Consider the following 18,400-nt stretch of genomic DNA (forward strand, 5'->3'; position numbering starts at 1 on the left):
CGTGCTCCCTAGTTCACCAGCGCGCCGCCGTCGACATAGACGATCGAGCCGGTGGCGAACCCATTCGCCATCAAGCTCAGAATCTGTTGGGCGATGTCCTCGGCCATGCCGACGCGGCCGACCGGGAGCGCGGCCGCGGTCCTGGCCAGCATCTCCTTGCGCGCCGCCTCCGGCATCGCGGCCCGGATCGGCGTGTCGATCACACCGGGCGAGACCGCATTCACGCGCACCGGTGCAAGCTCCAGCGCGAGCGCACGGGCCAGCGATTCCAGCGCGCCGTTCGCGGCGCTGATGATCGCCGAATTCGGCCGCGGCCGGACACTGAGGAAACCGGTGACCAGCGTCAGCGAACCGCCCGGCCGGATCTCGGCCTCGCGCGCGACGCGCCAGGCGCCCCAGAACTTGCCTTCCATGGTGGCGCGGACGTCGTCCATCGCCACCGTCTTGAACGGGCCGGTGCGGAGCTGCGCGGCCGTCAGCACCACGTGGTCGACGGGACCGGTGCGGCGAAACAGTTCGGCGACACTCTGGTCGCTGGTAACGTCGGCGGGGATCGCCGTCACCTTCAGCCGCTCCGCTACGGGATCGAGCTTCGCGGCGCTGCGCGAGGCGATCACGACGTCCGCGCCCCGGCCCTTGGCGAGCTCTGCCGTGGCAAGCCCGATGCCTGAGGAGCCGCCGACCACCACGACCTTCTTGCCTGCGAGCGTCATTGCTATCTCCCCGATTTCATATTTTGATTGGCGGTCTGCGCGCTGCGCGATCAGCCCGGCTGGAAGCGTGTACCGATGCCGGCCTTGCTCTGGCCGAGGCCCGGCAATTCCCAGACGCCGGCGCCGACCGGATTGACGTCGGCAGCGATGTCGACGTCGATCAGATACGGCCTGTTCGCGGCGATACCCTTGCGGATCGCCTCGCCAAGATCGCCCGCGCGGTCGACCCGCACGCCCTCGACGCCACAAGAGCGCGCCATCGCCGCGAAATCCGGATTGTAACGTGCGCCGGTCTCCGGGTGTTTGAAGTCGGTCGCGAGCTCGCGGCCGCCGAGATAGCCGCGCTGAAGTCCGCGGATCGAAGCATAGGCGTAGTTGTTCCAGACCACCCAGACCACGGGCAGATTGTACTCGACTGCCGTGCCCAGCACGTTGGCATGCATGAAGAAGGCGCCGTCCCCGCACACGGACACGCAGGGCCGATCGGGCGCCGCGAATTTCGCGCCCATCACACCGGCGACGCCAAAGCCCATCGGGCCAAAGCCCATCGAGCCGATCAGCGAGTCCGGCCGCTTCGGCTTGCAGAAGCCGAGCAGCCAATTGTGATGCACGCCGATGTCGGAGACGAGGATCGCATCCTCGGGCAGCGCCTTGTCGATCTCGACCGCCGCACGCTGCGGGTTGATCGGCGTGGTGTCGTCGGAGAAGCCGGGCGCGACGAACTTGTCCCATTCCTTGCGATAGCCGTCGATCTGCGCCAGCCATTTCTTGCGGGCATCCGACTTCTTGAAGAGGTTGTCGCGGCGATCGAGCTCGGCATGTATTTGCCGCAGGAAGGTGCGAACGTCGGCCATCAGGCCGAGCGCGACGGGATAATTGCGGCCGATCTCTTCAGGGTCGATATCGACATGGATCAGTTTGGTCGGGGGGATCGTGAAGGAATAGCCTGGGATCCACGAGCTCGAGGTACGGTCGTCGAAGCGAACACCGAGCGCGAGCAGCACATCGGCCTGCCGCGTCGCGTGATTGGCCTGGTAATGCCCGGCGCGCGCGACAAGGCCGAGCGCCAGCGGATGGTTGACGTCGAGCGCGCCGAGACCGCTCGCGGATGCCGCCACGGGAATCTGCAGCCGTTCGGCCAGCTTGCGCAGCTCGTCCGCGGCACCGCCATAGCGCACGCCCTGCCCGACCAGCATCACCGGCCGTTCGGCCGAGAGCAGCATGTCGACCGCCGTCTCGACGCCGTCGGGGTCGGCCCCGCAGCGGCTGGAGATATTGGCACTCCACTCGCTCGCCTTCGGCGCTTCCTCGGCTGCCGCTTCCATGAAGACGTCGAAGGGCACGTCGATCACGACAGGCCCCGGCCGCCCCGTGACCATCGTCTTCCAGGCCTGCCGCACTGCGAGTGGCACCATCTCGCCGCGCGTCGGCTGAAACACCTTCTTGCACATCGTGCGCACGGTGGAGGGGAAGTCGGCCTGATAGTGCCGGTACATCTCCTGGAACGCGCCGCGGTTGAATTGGCTGGTCGGCACGTTGCCGGTGATCGCCAAGAACGGCACGGAGTCCAGGAAGGCGTTGGCAAGCGCGATCGGCAGATTGGCCGAACCCGGCCCGCAGGACGTGAAGGTCGCCGTCGGCCGGCCCGAAACGCGGTAATAGACGTCGGCCATGAAGCCGGCGACGCTCTCGTGATGCACGGAGATCGTCTTGATCTCGGAGGACCGCTCGTACAGCGCGTCGATGAACTGGATGTTGCCGTGGCCGCAGAGCCCGAACACCTGCGGCACCTTCTCCTGGATCAGATAATCGACGATGACCTGAGCGCCATTGAGCATGTTTCGCGACATCAACCCGTCTCCCTGCGGCCCACGACTTCTTATGGACCGATGCAGAGGACATGGCGGTCGACGTTGGGGCGCGACCAGCCTATTTCTCATAATGCTGTACGTCAATTTGTATTGTGATAGGCTGTTGACCTGAGGAGTTGCGGGCTCGATCCCCAAGGTTGCGTGGTTGCGTGCTACTGTCGCACGAATGGAGTCACGACCGATTCACCAGAGGGGACCTCTTCCTTGAGATCGCGTACCAAGCCCACGACCGGCGAGAAGCCTGCAAGCGCACGCAAATCCGCGATCACCAAACTGATCCCCGCGCCGCAAGCCGATGGCGGCGAAGACATCGACGACAAGCAGCGGAGCGGCGGCGTCCAGTCGCTCGGCCGCGCCTTCTCGATCCTCGAAGAGGTCGCGCGCCATCGCGAGGGAATCGGGCTTGCGGAGCTGAGCAAGCTGGTCGGCCTGCACAACTCGACGACCTTTCACCTCGCAAAGACGCTGGTCTCGCTCGGCTACCTCCGCCAGGAGAAGGACAGCAAGCGCTACCGCATCGGGCGCCCCTTGTTTGCGCTCGCGGCAAGCGCGCTGGACGAGATCGAAATGGTCAATGTCGCAACGCCGGTGCTGGAGGAGCTGTCGCGCCAGACCGGCGAAAGCGGCCATTTTGCCGTGCGAATGGGCGACGCGGTGATCGTCATCGCCCGCACCAGCGGTCCCGGTGCGTTTCAGCTGACCGACCGTGTCGGTGTGGTGCGGCCCGCCCATTGCACCGCGCTCGGCAAGATCATCCTGGCGTCGCTCCGCCCCGAGCAGCTCAAGCGGTTCATCGATCGCGTGGAGCTGAAACCCTCGACGCCAAAATCCATCAGCAACCCCGCCGCGCTGATGCGCGAGATCGCCGAGGTGCAGCGCACCGGCGTTGCCTTCGACGACGGCGAGTTCAATCCGGAAGTCCGCTGCGTCGCCGTGCCCGTGACCGATTTCACCGGGCAGGTGGTCGGTGCGCTCGGTATTTCCGGGCCGATCTGGCGGCTCTCCAACCAGGCGCTGCACGCCGGCGCACAGGTCGTGCAGGCGGCCGCGGACCGCCTGTCGGCCGAGTTCGGCGCCAAGGACCGGGCGCACAAGGCGCTCACGCAAAAAGCCTGAGCCGCACGCAGGGCGGCGATTTTGCCGGTTGACACCGGTGATGGCGTTCGGGGTTATCCTCCAGCATTAGAACAAGGTCTCTCACATTATCGGATATCCGGTTTTGAAGGGAGGCAGGCGATGCACCCGGGAGGAGACAGACATGATCCGCTACCCGCGACGGACGTTGTTACGGGCGGGCGCTGCCTTCGTTGGCGCGACCGCACTTGGGTTTCCGGCAATCGTGAAGGCCCAGGCCGAGAAGATCCGGATCGGGCACCTGACGCCGCTCACGGGCTTTCTCGGCGTGATCGGCAGCTACGCGCAGTTCGGCGTGAAGCTCGCCGCCGAAGAGATCAACCAGTCCGGCGGCATTCTGGGCAGGCCGATCGACCTGCTCTCGGAAGACTCGATCAACCCCGCGACCGCGGCGACCAAGGCGCAGCGCATGCTGGAGCAGGACGGCGCGGTGGTGCTGCTTGGCGAGATCTCGTCGGCCTCCTCGCTCACCATCATGCAGGTCGCCGAGCGCAACAAGAAGGTGTTCTTCTCGACCGGCGCGCGCTCGGACGCGCTGCGCGGCAAGAACTGCAACAAATATTCCTTCCACTGCGACATCCCCAACACCGTGATGGTCAACGCAGTCGGCACCGCGCTGTCCCAAAAGGGCATCGTGAAGGGCAAGAAGTTCTTCACGCTCACGGCCGACTACATCTTTGGCCATGACCTGCTGAGGGCGGCACGTGATCGTCGAGCACAATCTCGACCTCGTGCTCGCGCTCGCCGACCGCGTCTTCGCGCTGGAGCGTGGCGCCGTGTTCCACCAGGGACCGGCGGCGCCGCTGCTGAACGATCTCGGCTATCGCAAGCAGATCCTGTGGCTCTAGCGCCCCTACTCCGCCTTGATGTTCGCCGCCGCCACCACTTCGGCGAGCTCCTTCGTCTCCTTCGCGATCTTGGCCGCATACTCAGCCGGACTCAGCACGCTCACGACGCCCTGCGTCTCCAGCCGCTCCTGCAACACCGGATCCTTGGCGGCGGCGACGATCTCCCGGTGCAGCGTCTCCAGGATCGGCGCAGGCACAGCCTTCGGCATGAAGAAGCCGACCCAGAACGAGATGTCGAAGCCGGGATAGCCGGCTTCCGCGACGGTCGGCACGTCCGGCAGCGCCGGCAGCCGCTCGGCTGACGACACCGCGAGCGCGCGCAGCTTGCCGGCCTTCACCAGCGGCACGGCGGACAAGGGATCGAACACCGCCAGGACCTCCTGTGCGAGGATGCCGACCTCGGACGCCGCACCTCCGCGATAGGGCACGTGGATCATCTTGATGCCGGCCTTCTGGCTGAGCAGCTCCATGGCAAGATGGGCGAGGTTGCCGTTGCCGCCCGAGCCGTAGGCAAGCGCGCCGGGCGCAGCCTTTGCCGCGGCGACGAGATCGGCGACGGTGTTGATGTGGGCCGTCTTGGGATTCTCCGGATTGACCACGAGCACGAGCGGCGCCGACACGACGGTGGTCAGCGGAGCGAAGTCTTTTTCCGGGTCGTAGCGGATATCCCTGAACAGCGTCCTGTTGAGCGTGATGGTGGACGAGTTGCAGGCCAGCATCGTGTAGCCGTCACCTTCCGCATGCGCGACGCCTTCGGCTGCGATCATGCCGTTGGCGCCGGCGCGGTTCTCGACCACGAAAGGTTGTCCGAGCTTGTTGCCCAGTCGATCGGCGACGATGCGCGCGACGACGTCGACCGGGCCGCCCGCGCTGAAGCCGACCATGATCTTGACCGGCCGCACCGGATATTTTTGCGCGAGGGCCTCTGTCGTCGCGCACAATCCGGCGACGATCGCCAGCAGGCGAAGCGTTCGTTGCATTCGTTCTCTCCCCAGACGAATCGCGGCGCCTTTGCATCACGCGGCGCATTCCGGAATCATGATGAGCGGCCGCGCAGGATTTCGCAATCGCGTTTGCACGCTGGCATTCCGTCGCGCGGCAGGTCAGGGCACGTCCGAAACGAAAAACGCGAAAACAACCCCATGCACAGTAGCCGGCCGCTGTCAGAACAAGGGCTTACACGGACAAGAATCTACACGACCGGGAATTGCGCGCTTCGCAATGCCGTTTGACTCGTCGGGCAAAACACCGGCAGAATGCCATCATCGCAACGATCGCCAGCATCCACGCCGCCCGACCACGGGGCGCCGCGCGGCGATTGCGCGTAAGCCCTTCATCGACATCTCGAAAATCGCACAGGCGCGCAGCGAGCGATCGATTTCGCGCGCGACGAGCCCGCGCGGGCAAAGGACACAGCACATGACGACATCTGCGAAGCGCCACAGCACGCCGCCGGTTGCGGCAAACGATCGAAGCGGCCCCGCCGCGAGCCCGCGGATCAAGCTCTACAAGCGGCGGATTGCGATCCGCCATGCCGACCCGCAAGCCGGCGAACGGCTGCTGGCCGAGGCGCTCGGCGTCGCCGACCGCGACGCGCTGCATGGGCTCCTCAGGCAGTTGGTGAAGGCCAGCGTGGCCGGACGGAAGCCCGATGAAGCCAATCTCGCCTTCATGATCTCGATGGTGAAGAGCATCGCGCCGAAGGATTCGATCGAAGCCATGCTGGCGGTGCAGATGGTGTCCGTTCACGCGGCGGCGATGCGCTCCGCCTGCCGCCTCGCCCTCACCGACGACATTCCGCAGCAGGAGAGCCTCACACGCGCACTGACCCGGCTGGCCCGCACCTTCGCAAGCCAGGTCGAGGCACTCAGCCGCCACCGCAACAACGGCGAGCGCGCGATCACGGTCCGGAATTTGTCGGTGCAGGACGGCGGCAGGGCGATCGTGGGCAACGTGACCCAGCACGCGAGCATGATCGTCGCGGAGCCGAACGCCGCGACAGCTGCAGGAATGGTCCCGCCGCGCGAGGCATGTGAATGCGAACAGGGCGAATCCTGGCAAGGCGCCCACGCATGAGCGGCGATCACATCCGCAACACGGGCGCGATGATGACGAGCCCGCGCTGTGGCGCCAGGACGCGCAGCGGCACCACCTGCAGCGCACCTGCGGTGCACGGCAAGTCCCGCTGCCGCATGCACGGCGGCGCACGGAGATCAGGCGCGCCGAGGGGAAATCAGAATGCGCGGACGCACGGCGGATTCACGCAGGACGGGATTGCGGAACGACGGGCGATCCGGGCGTTGCTGGGCGAGACGGAGAAGCTGCTGGTCGAGATGAAGTCAGTGGCTGACTGAGGGATCGGTCGGCCGAAGCCAAGTTTCAGACGTCCATGACTATTAACGGACCATGTTAGGCAAAATGATCCATTTATGGATCATCTCGTTGACGCGGCGAGGGAAATGGCAGCAGGAGCGACGATGTACCTGATCGTCGCTAGGCCACCGGTGAGTTCTGGCCAAGTCTTGTGATCTGACATCGTAGCCAAGCCGCACCTGTGCCGAATCGCAAAAGGCCACAGGGAAAAAGCTGCAAAACAGTTCCAATCTTTGGAACCCTCCTGTGGGCAGTGCGTTGCACCGTCGCCGGCAGTAACTGCGGGGGCGTCAACTTGAATCGTAGACATTTTCTGGCTGCTTCCGCGGTGCCGCTCGCCACCATGGCGGCGCCCGGATTTTTCAACTCTAGTCGGGCGGAGCAGGCGCCGTTCGACAGGTCAGTCGTTCGGCAGATGGCGCGTGACCTCGCCGGCAAAGCGTACAAGGCGCCCGAGAACAAGCTTCCGGACAATCTCAAGGACCTTGACTACGACCGCTACCGATCGATCCGCTTTTCGCCGGAGCGTGCGCTCTGGCATGGCGAGAAATTGCCGTTCGAGGCGCAATTCTTCCATCGCGGATTTTTCTACACCAACAGGGTCGACATTTACGAAGTCAAGGACGGCCAGGCGACACGGATCGCCTACCAGCCGGACCAATTCTCATTCGGGGAGATTCAGCCACCGGCCCCGGGGGCCGACCTCGGCTTTGCGGGATTCCGTCTCCATGCTCCCCTCAACAAACCAGACTATTACGACGAGGTATGCGTCTTTCTGGGAGCGAGCTACTTCCGGGCTGTCGCCAAAGGCGAATTGTACGGCCTGTCCGCGCGTGGCCTGTCCATCAACACCGGAGAGCCCAAGGGCGAGGAGTTTCCGCAGTTCAAGACGTTCTGGATCGAGAAGCCAGCGCCCAACGCCGGCTCCATCGTCGTTCACGCGCTGCTTGACAGCGAAAGCGCCGCCGCAGCCTATCGGTTTACAATTCGTCCGGGTGACACGACCGTGTTCGACGTCGAAATGGCCATCTACCCACGAGTCGATCTGGTCCATGCAGGCCTCGCACCGATGACGAGCATGTTCTTCTTCGGGCCGAACGATCGAAAGGACGTCGACGACTTTCGCCCGTCGGTTCATGATTCCGACGGTTTGGCAATGCTCAACGGCAGGACCGAGGAGCTCTGGCGGCCGCTGCACAATCCCAAGGATCTGCAGATCAGTTCATTCGCTGATCTCAACCCCCGCGGCTTCGGCTTGATGCAGCGCCAAAGGGATTTTTCCGCTTATCAGGATCTGGAGTCCAGGTTCGAGCGACGTCCAAGCCTGTGGGCGGAGCCGATCGGCGATTGGGGCGAAGGTTCGGTGCAGTTGCTCGAGATCCCGACCAAGGAAGAAGTTCACGACAACATCGCGGCCTTTTGGCAGCCCAAGGCAGGCCTGCAGGCCAAGGGTGAGCATACCTACACTTATCGCTTGCACTGGGGACCCGACGCCCCGAAGCCAATAGCCTTGGCAAGATTCGTCCGCACCGGCATCGGCGCCAGAGGTGATAGCGCCGCAATATTCGTGCTCGATGTGGCTGGTGACAGGCTGAAAACAGTCGATCCGAAGGCCCTTCGCGGCGTGGTGACGGCGGAAAAGGCCAAAATCCAAAACATCGTCACGCAGCCGAACCCGGCGATGGGCGGATGGCGCTTGAGTTTCGAGATTGCGAAGGAAAAGAACCCGGTCGAGATTCGTGCATCGCTCATGCAGGAGAATGAACCGGTATCGGAGGTCTGGGTCTATAGATGGGCACCCTGAACACGGTCCAAGAACCGGGTGCGAGCGTTGCCCTGCACGGATTCCTTCCACAGGAATCGCCGCTGGATATGCCGGTCCAGCCGTTGCGGCAGTCGCCCCCGCGGGCCTTCGCGGGCAATTCCACCAAAGCAGGACTACGACGGGCCTTCATCTTCGCCGGTACCGGAGCGATGACAATGGCCGGCTGCTACGAAATGTACGACGTCCTTAGGGTCGGCGGCGTCACCGTCCTGGAGTCCATCATCCTTGCTCTGTTCGTCCTGCTGTTCGCCTGGATCGCCTTCTCGTTTGTTTCCAACGTCGCTGGATTCTTTCAGCTCATGCTTCGAACTCGGGACGCACTCGGCATCGATCCCGAGGCGCCCTTGCCGGAGATCCGCGGCCGGACCGCCATGTTGCTGCCCACCTATAACGAAGACCCCTATCACATCTTCGCGAGGCTGCGGGCCATCTGCGAATCAGTCGATGAAACCGGCCAAGCCGAAAAGTTTGACTGGTTCGTCCTGAGCGACACCACGGATCCGGCGATCTGGGTCGCCGAAGAAATGTGCTTCCTGCGACTTCGGCAAGAAGTGACCTGCGCCACCGTCTTCTACCGTCACCGCCCTGAGAACACCGCGCGCAAGTCGGGCAACATCGAGGATTGGGTCAAGCGCTTCGGCGCCGACTACGAGTGCATGCTGATTCTGGACGCCGACAGCTTGATGACGGGTGACACCATCGTGCGGCTTGCCGCCGCCATGGATCAGCATCCAAAAGTCGCGCTGATCCAGACTCTCCCGATCGTCGTCAACGCCAAGACCTTGTTTGCGCGATCTCAGCAATTTGCCGGGCGGCTTTACGGGCCATTGATCGCAGCCGGTATTGCCTGGTGGCACGGTTCGGAAGGCAATTACTGGGGGCACAACGCGATCATCCGGGTCCGCGCCTTTGCCCAATATGCCGGACTTCCCGAATTGAAGGGACGCAAACCGTTCGGCGGACACATTCTAAGCCACGACTTCATCGAGGCCGCGCTGATGCGGCGCGGCGGCTGGGCCGTCCATATGGCGGCCACGCTTGGCGGCAGTTTCGAGGAATGTCCGCCCACACTGCTGGAGTTTGCCGCGCGCGACCGGCGCTGGTGCCAAGGCAATCTGCAGCATCTGGCGGTGCTTCCGTCACATGGCCTCCATTGGATTTCGCGGCTCCACCTTTTGACCGGAATAGGATCGTACCTCACTGCCCCGCTCTGGCTGATGTTTCTGGTGGTCGGAATTCTGGTCTCGCTTCAGGCTCAGTTCGTCAGGCCGGAGTATTTTCCGAAGGGGTTTTCGCTGTTTCCGACCTGGCCCGCGCAAGATCCAATTCTGGCGGCATGGGTGTTCGTCGGCACGATGGCAATGCTGATCGCGCCCAAGCTGCTTGCCTACATCGTCTTGTTAACGCATGGCGGCGCACGAAGGAAATTCGGCAGCTCTCTCCGGGTGCTGGCCGGTATCATCGCCGAAACCTTTCTTTCGGCACTTTCCGCGCCGGTCATGATGATCTTTCAATCGTCAGCCGTCGGAGCGAACTTGATGGGCCGCGATGCCGGATGGCAGGTCCAACGCCGAGATGATGGAGCCGTGCCGGCCCGGTATTTGCTGCGCAGATATTCGGCGCCGACATTTTTCGGAATAGCCATGGCCCTGAGCGCGTACGCGGTGTCACTACCGCTTCTGCTCTGGATGACGCCGGTTATCCTGGGTCTGCTGCTGGCGATTCCGATGGGCGCATTTTCCTCTTCGTCCGGTATCCCTCTCGCTTCTTCTCTGTTCCGGACGCCTGAAGACATAGCGCCACCAGCGGTCATCATTCGGGCCAACGAGCTCGCCAGTGGCGCAGAAGCCACCATCTCCTGTCCCTTTCTCGAACTTCGGCGCAACGAAATCTTGCGCGAGGCGCATTTGATCAATCAGAGCGGTCAGCGGCCGCGCGGCCGCGGCGAGGTCGATGCCCATCTTGCGATTGCACGTGCCAAGATCGAGGATGCGGAGTCATTCGAAGACGCGGTCGGCTATTTGACTCAGCGGGAAAAGTTCGCCGTTCTGAAGTCGCCTGCAATTCTGATGCCTCTTCTGCAACTGCCTCAGCGCACTTCCTAGCTTTGGTGCTCATGCCGGACGTGGTCCTGCGAGCGTTGTCGAAGGGGCATCACGAAGGTGAAGCAAGTTTCCTCGCGTGTTGAGCTGACGGTCAGCCTACCCTCATGGGCTTTAGCTATCTGCGCCGCAATGTGAAGACCCAGGCCAAGACCTTGCCGACTGGCGCGCACCTCCCCCCGGAAGAACGGCTCGAACAGCTTGGCCATGGCTGCCTCAGGTATGGGTTCGCCGTCGTTCGCGACTGACAGCCTGAACAACCCGTCTTCCGTCACGGCGCGCACGCGAACCGGCTCGTTGGACGAGCCATGGCTGAGCGCGTTGCCGACGAGGTTGGACACCAGCTGACCTATTCGGCTCCTGTCGCAATCGACGGGAACGTCGATCGCATATTCGGCTTCGATCAGGCGACCGGGCGAAGCCAACCGCAGCTCGTCGATCACCTGGTGCAGCACGGGCTCAAGCAGTTTGCTTGCATTGCGATCGAGCGCGATGCCACCACCGAGACGCCCCCGCGCGAAGTCGAGCACGTTGTCGATCAGTCCCGCCATCCGCAGAACGGTCGTCTCCAACATCGCGATGACCTGATGCTCCTTGTCGCTCTTTGCCTCGCGACCGAGGATGCGGGCCCCGGCACTTATCGAAGCCAGAGGATTTCGGAGGTCATGGCCGAGCACCGCGATGAACTGCTCGCGCAATTCCGAAGTCTCGCGTTCGCTTTCCAGATTGGTCTTTGCGACGTCGCGCGCCTGCAGAAGCTCACGCTCGTAGCGTCGCCGATCGGTGGCCTTGATCAACGCCAGGCGGGTGAACAGCGCCTTGCCGGCGGCATCCCGCCCCTCGCGAGCGTTCGCAATCATCTGGAGCGGCTCGCCCGCGGCCGTGACCATATCGATCGCAAACTCGTCGTAGGAGCCCTGCATCCGCAGCAGCGGCGCTATGTGGGTTTCAAAATAGATGCGACCTGCCATGTTCAGGAAGTCGCTGAACCGTTTGCCTCCCATATGTTCCGCGGTGTGGCCGATCCAGCCGAGAAGCGTCTTGTTCACGCGTTGGATGCGCCCATTGGGCAGCAGAGTGATGTACGCGCACGGAGCGTTCTCGAACATGTCCTCGAAATCGTCGATCCGCGCTTCATCCACCGGAAGCCTCAGACAAAACTTCGCATCGCCGCGACGACTTCATCGGGCGCGCTGAGATTGGGGCAATGGCCGGTCGCCTCAAGGAAGACGATCTCGCTGTTCGGGATTGCGCGATTGACGAATTCGCCAACCGGTCTCGACGCGATAATGTCGTCGCTGCACTGAAGGATCAGCGTCGGGACATCGACTTTACCGAGGTCCGCGCGGTTGTCGGACTTGAACGTGACCCGGGCGAATGCCTTGGCGATGTCCGGATCAGTTCGGCAGAAACTGTTGGTCAATTCCTGGCCAAGCTCGGGCCGATCGGGATTGCCCATGATCGCGGGTGCCATCTGTACCGACCAGCCCATGTGATTGGAGTCGAGGAACTGAAGAAGTTCGTCGATTTGTTTCTCGGTGAAGCCGCCAAAATAGTCGCCGTCGTCGATGTACCGCGGCGAAGGACCGACCAGCACGAGCTTGCCGAACATGCCCGGCGCCTTCTGCGCCGCCAGCACGCCGATCATGCTGCTGACCGAATGGCCCACAAATACAGCATCAGCCAGACCAAGCTCGCGCCCGATCTCGACGACATCGTCGGCATAGCCCGTCAATGACGAGTATTTCTCCTTGTCGTAAGCTTTCAGGTCTGAACCGCCCGCCCCGACGTGGTCGAAGAGGACCGTCTTGAACTCGCTTGCGAAGGCAGGCTCCACGAACCGCCACATGTTCTGGTCACAGCCGAAGCCATGGGCAAAGATCATGCTACGCCCGCCCGATCCGCCAAGGTGCACGTTGTTTCGTTCGATCGCGCTCATGGCTTCTCCCGAACGGCGGAACTTTTCCGACGGTCAGCCAAACTTAGCACCGGTGCGCTTTTGGGCGCCAGCTAACGATTGGCTGCGAAGCCATTCCCGAACGGAATGGAACCTCCGTAAGTACGGTGCCGGGGCGGCACTGCGCAAGACGGCCGGCGCCATATCCGGCGCCGGCCGTCTGCCGCCCGCTACTGCGCCCTATCCGAGGTCCAGCCCTTGTACTCGCCGACATTGTCGCGCGTCACGAGTTTCGATGGCAGCAGTTCGACTGGGGAAGCCGGCTTCTGGCCGTTGAGGATGCCGACGCCGACCTGCACGGCGCGGCGGGCCATGAAGAACGGGTCCTGCGAGGCGGAGGCCTGGATCTGCGCCGCCTGCGGGTCCTTGAGGGCGGCTTCGATGTCGGGCGCGCCGTCGACCGCGGTGATGACGATACCGGTGCGCTGCTGCTGGCGCGCGGCGAGGTCGGTGCCGATCGCCTGCGGATCGTTGATGGCGAAGATGGCGTCGATCTTGGCGAAGCGGGTCAGATAGCCCTGCGCCACCGTGAGGCCGCCTTCGCGCGAGCCCTTGCCGTCCTGGTCGTTGGACAGGACCTTGATGCCGGGATTCTTGCCGAGCACGTTCTTGCAGCCGACGACCCGGTCGATCACCGCGGAAACCTGCGGGCCGTTCTCGATGATGACGTCGCCTTTGCCCCCCAGCTTGTCGACGATGTACTGGCAGGAGATCTCGCCGGCCTGGACGTTGTTGGTGGTCACCGTGGCGTCGGCGCCGTCGGCCGCGGTGTCGACGGCAACGACGACGATGCCGGCGGCCTGCGCCTTCTTGATCGCAGGGCCGACCGCCTTGGGATCGCCGGGATTGAGCAGGATCAGGTCGACGCCGGCTGCGATGAAATTGTCGATCTGGGTCACCTGCTTGCCGAGATCATATTCGAAGCCGACGGTGGTGATCTTCACATTGGGGTTGGTCTTCTTGGCCTCGAACTCGGCGCCCTTCGACAACGCGACGAAGAACGGATTGCCGAGCGAGCCCAGCGAAATGCCGATCGACTTGAGCTCCTTGGCGAAGGACGGCGCGGAGCTCAGGACGAGCGCCATCGCGGCGCCGGCAAACGACATCGTCTTCAACATTGGCTTCCTCCCTGGTCTGTTTGAATTTCCGCCACGACGACCAGTTGTCGTAACGGATCCATGGTTTTACGTGCGCGCCGAGCCCTGCAGCCGATAGCGGTCCAGCGCCACCGCGCCGATGATCACCAGGCCCTTGATCACATATTGCCAGACGTCGGATACGCCGATCAGGATCAGGCCGTTCGACAACACCGCAATGATCAGCGCGCCGACCAGCGTTCCCCAGATCGAGCCGATGCCGCCGACAAACGAGGTGCCGCCCAGGATCACGGCGGTGATGGCGTCGAGCTCGTAGGACTGGCCGAGTTGCAGGCCGTTGGCTGCGTACAGGCGCGCCGCCTGCATCGCCCCGCCGAGGCCCGCGAGCAGGCCGGACACGCCATAGACGAAGATCAGTACGGCCCAGACCTTGATGCCGGCGAGCCGCGCCGCGCTCTCATTGCCGCCGACCGCGTAGATGTGCACCCCGAGCACGGTGCGCTTGAGCACCAGCCACGACACCAGGATGACCAATAGCGCGATCACCCAGAGCCAGGGAATCGACAATACGCCGGGAATGAGGGTCAAAGCGCCGTTGCCGATGAAGGCATAGGGGATTGACGGATTGAACACCGTGGTGTCGGCGCCGAGCAGGCGCGCCGCTCCGCGCACGGCGGTCAACGACCCCAGCGTGACGATGAAGGGCGGCAGCCGCAACAGCGCGATCAAGGCGCCGTTGAGAATGCCGAAGACGGCACCGGTGAGCACCGCGGCCGGCAGCCACAGCGCCCCGAGATCGGGGAATTTGGAGATGATCAGCCCGGCCATCGCCGCCGCCGCCAGAATGGAGCCGACCGAAAGGTCGATGCCGCCGGTGAGGATGACGAAGGTCATGCCTGCGGCCAGCACGGTATTGACCGCGGACTGCTGCACCACGATGCCGATGTTCTGGCCGGTGAAGAAGCGGCCGTCCGACAGCACGTGAAAGCCGATGGACAGCAACAGCAGCACCGGCAGCATGCCGACCGCGCGAATGATCATCCGCGTACGCTGCCGCTTCGTCTCCTGCGCGGCGGCAAGACCGGACGCGGCGGGGGCGGCCTTTGCGGAAGCGCCGTTCTCAGGCATCGATCTGCTCCGTTCCGGTGGCGAGTGCCATGATCTCCTCCTGACTGAGCGGCGACGTCGCGCCCCGCCGCATCTGGCCGGCTATATGTCCTGCGCGCATCACGACGACGCGGTCGCAGATGCCGATGATCTCGGGCAGGTCGGACGAGATGACGAGAACCGCGGTGCCCGCCTTCGCGAGATTGTCGATGATCGAATAAATCTCGGACTTGGCGCCGACGTCGACGCCGCGCGTCGGCTCGTCCAGGATCAGGATTTTCGGGCCGATCGCGAGCAGCCGCGACAGCAGCACTTTCTGCTGGTTGCCGCCGGAGAGCCCACCGGCGGGAACGCCGACATTGGCGGCGCGGATGCCGAGCCCCACGAACGCGCGCTTGGCGCGGTCGCGGGCCTTGTCGCGATCGAGGATGCCGCCGAATTTCGCATCCCGGCCGAGCACCGCGAGATTGATGTTGTCGAGGCAGGACATGTCGAGGAACAGGCCGAGCGCCTTCCTGTCCTCGGTGAGGTAGGCAATGCCCGCGTCCAGCGCCTCGCCGGGGGTGCGGATGGCGACCGGGCGTCCCTCGATCTCGACATGGCCGGAGATCATGGGCGCGGCACCGATGATGAGATGCGCAAGTTCGGTGCGGCCGGCGCCGACCAGGCCGGCAAGGCCGACGACCTCGCCCGCATGCACCGTCAGCGAACATCCCTTGACGCGCCTGTTGTCGGCGATGTCGACGGCCGCGAGCACGGGCGCGCCCGACCGCGCCTCGGGATCGTTTTTGGGATCATGCTCCTTCTTGTAGAACGACGAGACGTCGCGTCCCACCATCATCCGGACGATGGTGTCGGCGCGGATCTCGTCCTTGTCGAGCGAACCGACCAGCGTGCCGTCGCGCAGCACCGTGACGCGATCGCCGAGCGCATAGACCTCGTCCATGCGATGCGAGATGTAGATGATGGCAAGCCCTTCGGCACGCAGCTGTCGGATCAGCGCGAACAGCCTTTCGCTCTCGCCGGCCGACAGCGCCGTGGTCGGCTCGTCCATGATCAGGATCCTGGAGCGGGCGTGCAGCGCGCGCGCGATCTCGACCAGTTGGCGCTGGCCCATCGAGAGATTGGCGACCTGCGTCTGCGGCGTGAAATCCGCGCCGAGCCGCGCCAGGATCGGACCGACGGCGGCCTGCATCACCTCCCGCGCCAGCAAGCCGCCGCGGGAAACCTCGCGGCCGAGATAGATGTTCTCCGCAACGCTCAGATTGGGGGCGAGCGAGAGTTCCTGATAGATGATCGCGATGCCGGCCGCGCGGCCGCCGAGCGGACCGCTGATCTGCACCGGCTGGCCGTCGATACGGATTTCGCTGCCCGGGTCCGGCCGGTAGGCGCCCGACAAGATCTTCATCAGGGTGGATTTGCCGGCGCCGTTCTCGCCCATCAAGGCATGGATCTCGCCCGCGTAGACGGTGAGGTCGACGTCGCGCAGCGCCTTGATGCTGAAGAAAGATTTGGAGACCCGGCGCATCTCGAGGATGGGCTCGCTCATCACACCTCCCCGACGCGCCGACGGCGGCATCGCAATCTCACCCGCGTCTCGTTGGTCCCTGGCGCGAATGCGCGCATTAAACAAAAGGCTGCGGCGCAGGGCAATAGCTCCCGCGCACTCGCGAACGGTCCGGCGCCGCTTTTATCTTTTCCGGACGGAACCGATCTCGGACGTGATGCCTTTTCTTTGCCACATCATCGCGCACCATTCCTGTGCGCGATGCGATGCTTCGCGATCAGCGCCGCGGCCGATACAGGCGGCGCCATTCCGGAAGCCGCTCGGCATAGGCCTCCGCAAGCGCGCGGTCGGGCTCGAACATCTCGACGCGCTGTGGCGCGGTGCAGACGGCCTCGATCGCCTCACCGGTGACGGCGAGGCGGCCGAGCCGCGCCGCACCAAACGCGGCGCCCGTCTCGCCGTCGGCAAAGCGATGCACGGGGACGTTCAGGACATTGGCCAGCACCGCAAGCCAGAACCGCGACCGCGAGCCACCGCCGATGACATCCGCCTCTACGATCACCAGTCCGGTCTCGGCAAGCACGTCCCGGCAATCGGCGAGCGCGAAGGCGACGCCTTCGAGCACGCTTTGCGCGATGGCGTCACGATCGGTGGCGTGACTGAGCCCGTCGAGCATGCCGCGCACATCCGGGTCATCGTGCGGGGTACGTTCGCCGGAGAGGTACGGCAGGAAGCTGACCGGCGACGGCGCCCTCGGGCGCAACCCGAGCGGCGCCAGCAGGTCGACCTCGGTGGTTCCCAACAGCCGCGCGATCCAGGCCAGGCACGATGCCGCCGAGAGGATCGCGCCGGCTTGAATCCATCTGTCGGGAACGGCGTGACAGAAGGTGTGCACGACCCGCTCCGGGTTGGCCGCGATCGTCTCGGTCGGCACCAGCAACGCGCCGGAGGTTCCGAGCGAAATGAAGGCTGCGCCGGGATTGATGGCGCCGATGCCGACGGCTCCTGCGGGGTTATCGCCGGCCCCGCCGGCGATCATCGGCCGCCGGGTCATGCCCCAGCGCTGCGCCATTTCGCTGCGCAGCCGTGCCGACGGCGCGCAGCCTTCGACCAGGCGCGGCATCTGCCGGCGCGACAGGGCGGTCGCGGCAAGCCCCTCATCCGACCAATCGCGGCTGATAACATCGAGCCACAGCGAACCCGAGGCGTCCGAGACATCCTCGATCGCCTCGCCCGTCAGCACCAGGCGCAGATAGGCCTTGGGTTGCAGCACGAGGTTTGTCGCCGCGAAGATCTCCGGTTCGTGCCTGGCGACCCACAGCAGTTTTGGCGCCGTGAATCCCGGCATCGCCTTGTTGCCTGTCGTCGCCCGCAAGGCGGGCCAGCGCCGCTCCAGCTCGGCGCATTCCGCGAAGGACCGTCCGTCGTTCCAGAGAATGCAGGGCCGCAACGGCGTGTGGCTGGCGTCGAGTAGCGTCGCGCCGTGCATCTGGCCGGACAGGCCGATGCCCTCGACCTCGGCCAGCTCGCGCGCATGATCTGCCTTCAGCGCGTCCAGCGTCGCGAAGGTGGCCTCGATCCACTGCGCCGGATCCTGCTCGCACTGGCCGGGACGCGGCGAGGAGAACGTCAGCGACCGGCTGCGGCTCGCCACCACGCGCTGCGCATCGTCGACCAGAACGATTTTGACGGCCGAGGTGCCGAGGTCGATGCCGAGATACATGATGTCACTTGCCTTGCGGGTCCAGGATCTTGCGGGTCCAGGATCTTGCGCGTCCATTGCCTTGTGCATCCATGACATTGCGGGCATGGCGTTCCCGATGTTGGCATGCACCCGCCAATCATGTAACCCCACCCGAAACCTTG

At 64.3% G+C, this 18,400-nt stretch carries 15 protein-coding genes and 1 pseudogene; 7 read left to right on the forward strand and 9 right to left on the reverse strand.

Annotation, left to right across the window (positions count from 1 at the left end; all coding sequences use genetic code 11):
* Nucleotides 1-8: 8 nt before the first annotated feature.
* Both JQ591_RS16845 and JQ591_RS16850 read right to left on the reverse strand, forming a co-directional pair.
* On the reverse strand, nucleotides 9-713 hold the full coding sequence (locus JQ591_RS16845; RefSeq protein ID WP_211397135.1) for an SDR family oxidoreductase: 705 nt from the start codon (nucleotides 711-713) through the stop codon (nucleotides 9-11).
* 50 nt (nucleotides 714-763) lie between these two features.
* A complete protein-coding gene (locus JQ591_RS16850; protein ID WP_211397136.1) occupies nucleotides 764-2,563 on the reverse strand; it encodes a thiamine pyrophosphate-binding protein in 1,800 nt (599 codons plus the stop codon).
* Nucleotides 2,564-2,788: 225 nt separating this feature from the next.
* On the opposite strand from JQ591_RS16850, the gene JQ591_RS16855 reads away from it, so the two are divergent.
* The 3 genes and pseudogenes from JQ591_RS16855 to JQ591_RS16865 all read left to right on the forward strand — a co-directional run bounded on the left by JQ591_RS16855 (nucleotide 2,789) and on the right by JQ591_RS16865 (nucleotide 4,566).
* Nucleotides 2,789-3,700 carry an IclR family transcriptional regulator gene (locus tag JQ591_RS16855; RefSeq protein WP_211397137.1) on the forward strand — a complete coding sequence of 304 codons (912 nt, stop codon included), beginning with the start codon at nucleotides 2,789-2,791 and terminating at the stop codon, nucleotides 3,698-3,700.
* A 142-nt stretch (nucleotides 3,701-3,842) separates the two neighbouring features.
* Nucleotides 3,843-4,367 (forward strand): annotated as a pseudogene (locus JQ591_RS16860) (ABC transporter substrate-binding protein); the annotation flags it as partial.
* A gap of 55 nt (nucleotides 4,368-4,422) precedes the next feature.
* Nucleotides 4,423-4,566: a hypothetical protein gene (locus JQ591_RS16865; RefSeq protein ID WP_249137172.1), complete on the forward strand. Its 144-nt coding sequence runs from the start codon at nucleotides 4,423-4,425 to the stop codon at nucleotides 4,564-4,566.
* A gap of 5 nt (nucleotides 4,567-4,571) precedes the next feature.
* On the opposite strand, the gene JQ591_RS16870 is transcribed toward JQ591_RS16865, so the two are convergent.
* Nucleotides 4,572-5,546: a Bug family tripartite tricarboxylate transporter substrate binding protein gene (locus JQ591_RS16870; RefSeq protein WP_211397138.1), complete on the reverse strand. Its 975-nt coding sequence runs from the start codon at nucleotides 5,544-5,546 to the stop codon at nucleotides 4,572-4,574.
* A 439-nt stretch (nucleotides 5,547-5,985) separates the two neighbouring features.
* Between JQ591_RS16870 and JQ591_RS16875 the strand changes: the two genes are divergently transcribed.
* From JQ591_RS16875 to mdoH, 4 genes are all read left to right on the forward strand, one after another.
* A complete protein-coding gene (locus JQ591_RS16875; protein ID WP_211397260.1) occupies nucleotides 5,986-6,642 on the forward strand; it encodes a hypothetical protein in 657 nt (218 codons plus the stop codon).
* Nucleotides 6,639-6,920, forward strand: coding sequence for an HGGxSTG domain-containing protein (locus tag JQ591_RS16880; protein WP_211397139.1), 282 nt, complete (start codon nucleotides 6,639-6,641; stop codon nucleotides 6,918-6,920). The genes JQ591_RS16875 and JQ591_RS16880 overlap by 4 nt, the downstream gene beginning before the upstream one ends.
* A 314-nt stretch (nucleotides 6,921-7,234) precedes the next feature.
* Entirely contained in the window at nucleotides 7,235-8,743 is a 1,509-nt protein-coding gene (locus tag JQ591_RS16885) for a glucan biosynthesis protein G (RefSeq protein ID WP_249137088.1), read from the forward strand.
* A complete protein-coding gene (mdoH, locus tag JQ591_RS16890; RefSeq protein WP_211397140.1) occupies nucleotides 8,731-10,869 on the forward strand; it encodes a glucans biosynthesis glucosyltransferase MdoH in 2,139 nt (712 codons plus the stop codon). The genes JQ591_RS16885 and mdoH overlap by 13 nt, the downstream gene beginning before the upstream one ends.
* Here the strand turns inward: mdoH and JQ591_RS16895 are convergent.
* From JQ591_RS16895 to xylB, 6 genes are all read right to left on the reverse strand, one after another.
* Complete coding sequence (locus JQ591_RS16895; RefSeq protein WP_211397262.1) at nucleotides 10,866-11,975, reverse strand: PAS domain-containing sensor histidine kinase; 1,110 nt, start codon at nucleotides 11,973-11,975, stop codon at nucleotides 10,866-10,868. The two genes, mdoH and JQ591_RS16895, sit on opposite strands and share 4 nt — an antisense overlap.
* Nucleotides 11,976-12,016: 41 nt before the next feature.
* Nucleotides 12,017-12,805: an alpha/beta fold hydrolase gene (locus JQ591_RS16900; RefSeq protein ID WP_211397141.1), complete on the reverse strand. Its 789-nt coding sequence runs from the start codon at nucleotides 12,803-12,805 to the stop codon at nucleotides 12,017-12,019.
* A gap of 188 nt (nucleotides 12,806-12,993) precedes the next feature.
* Nucleotides 12,994-13,941 carry an ABC transporter substrate-binding protein gene (locus JQ591_RS16905; RefSeq protein ID WP_211397142.1) on the reverse strand — a complete coding sequence of 316 codons (948 nt, stop codon included), beginning with the start codon at nucleotides 13,939-13,941 and terminating at the stop codon, nucleotides 12,994-12,996.
* Nucleotides 13,942-14,007: 66 nt separating this feature from the next.
* A complete protein-coding gene (locus JQ591_RS16910) occupies nucleotides 14,008-15,048 on the reverse strand; it encodes an ABC transporter permease subunit (RefSeq protein ID WP_211397143.1) in 1,041 nt (346 codons plus the stop codon).
* Nucleotides 15,041-16,576: a sugar ABC transporter ATP-binding protein gene (locus JQ591_RS16915; protein ID WP_211397144.1), complete on the reverse strand. Its 1,536-nt coding sequence runs from the start codon at nucleotides 16,574-16,576 to the stop codon at nucleotides 15,041-15,043. Before JQ591_RS16915 ends, JQ591_RS16910 begins: the two co-directional genes overlap by 8 nt.
* 235 nt (nucleotides 16,577-16,811) lie before the next feature.
* Nucleotides 16,812-18,257, reverse strand: coding sequence for a xylulokinase (gene xylB / locus JQ591_RS16920; protein WP_211397263.1), 1,446 nt, complete (start codon nucleotides 18,255-18,257; stop codon nucleotides 16,812-16,814).
* Nucleotides 18,258-18,400 lie beyond the last annotated feature (143 nt).

Origin of the sequence: Bradyrhizobium canariense (genome assembly GCF_018130465.1) — a bacterium.
Classification (GTDB): domain Bacteria; phylum Pseudomonadota; class Alphaproteobacteria; order Rhizobiales; family Xanthobacteraceae; genus Bradyrhizobium; species Bradyrhizobium canariense_C.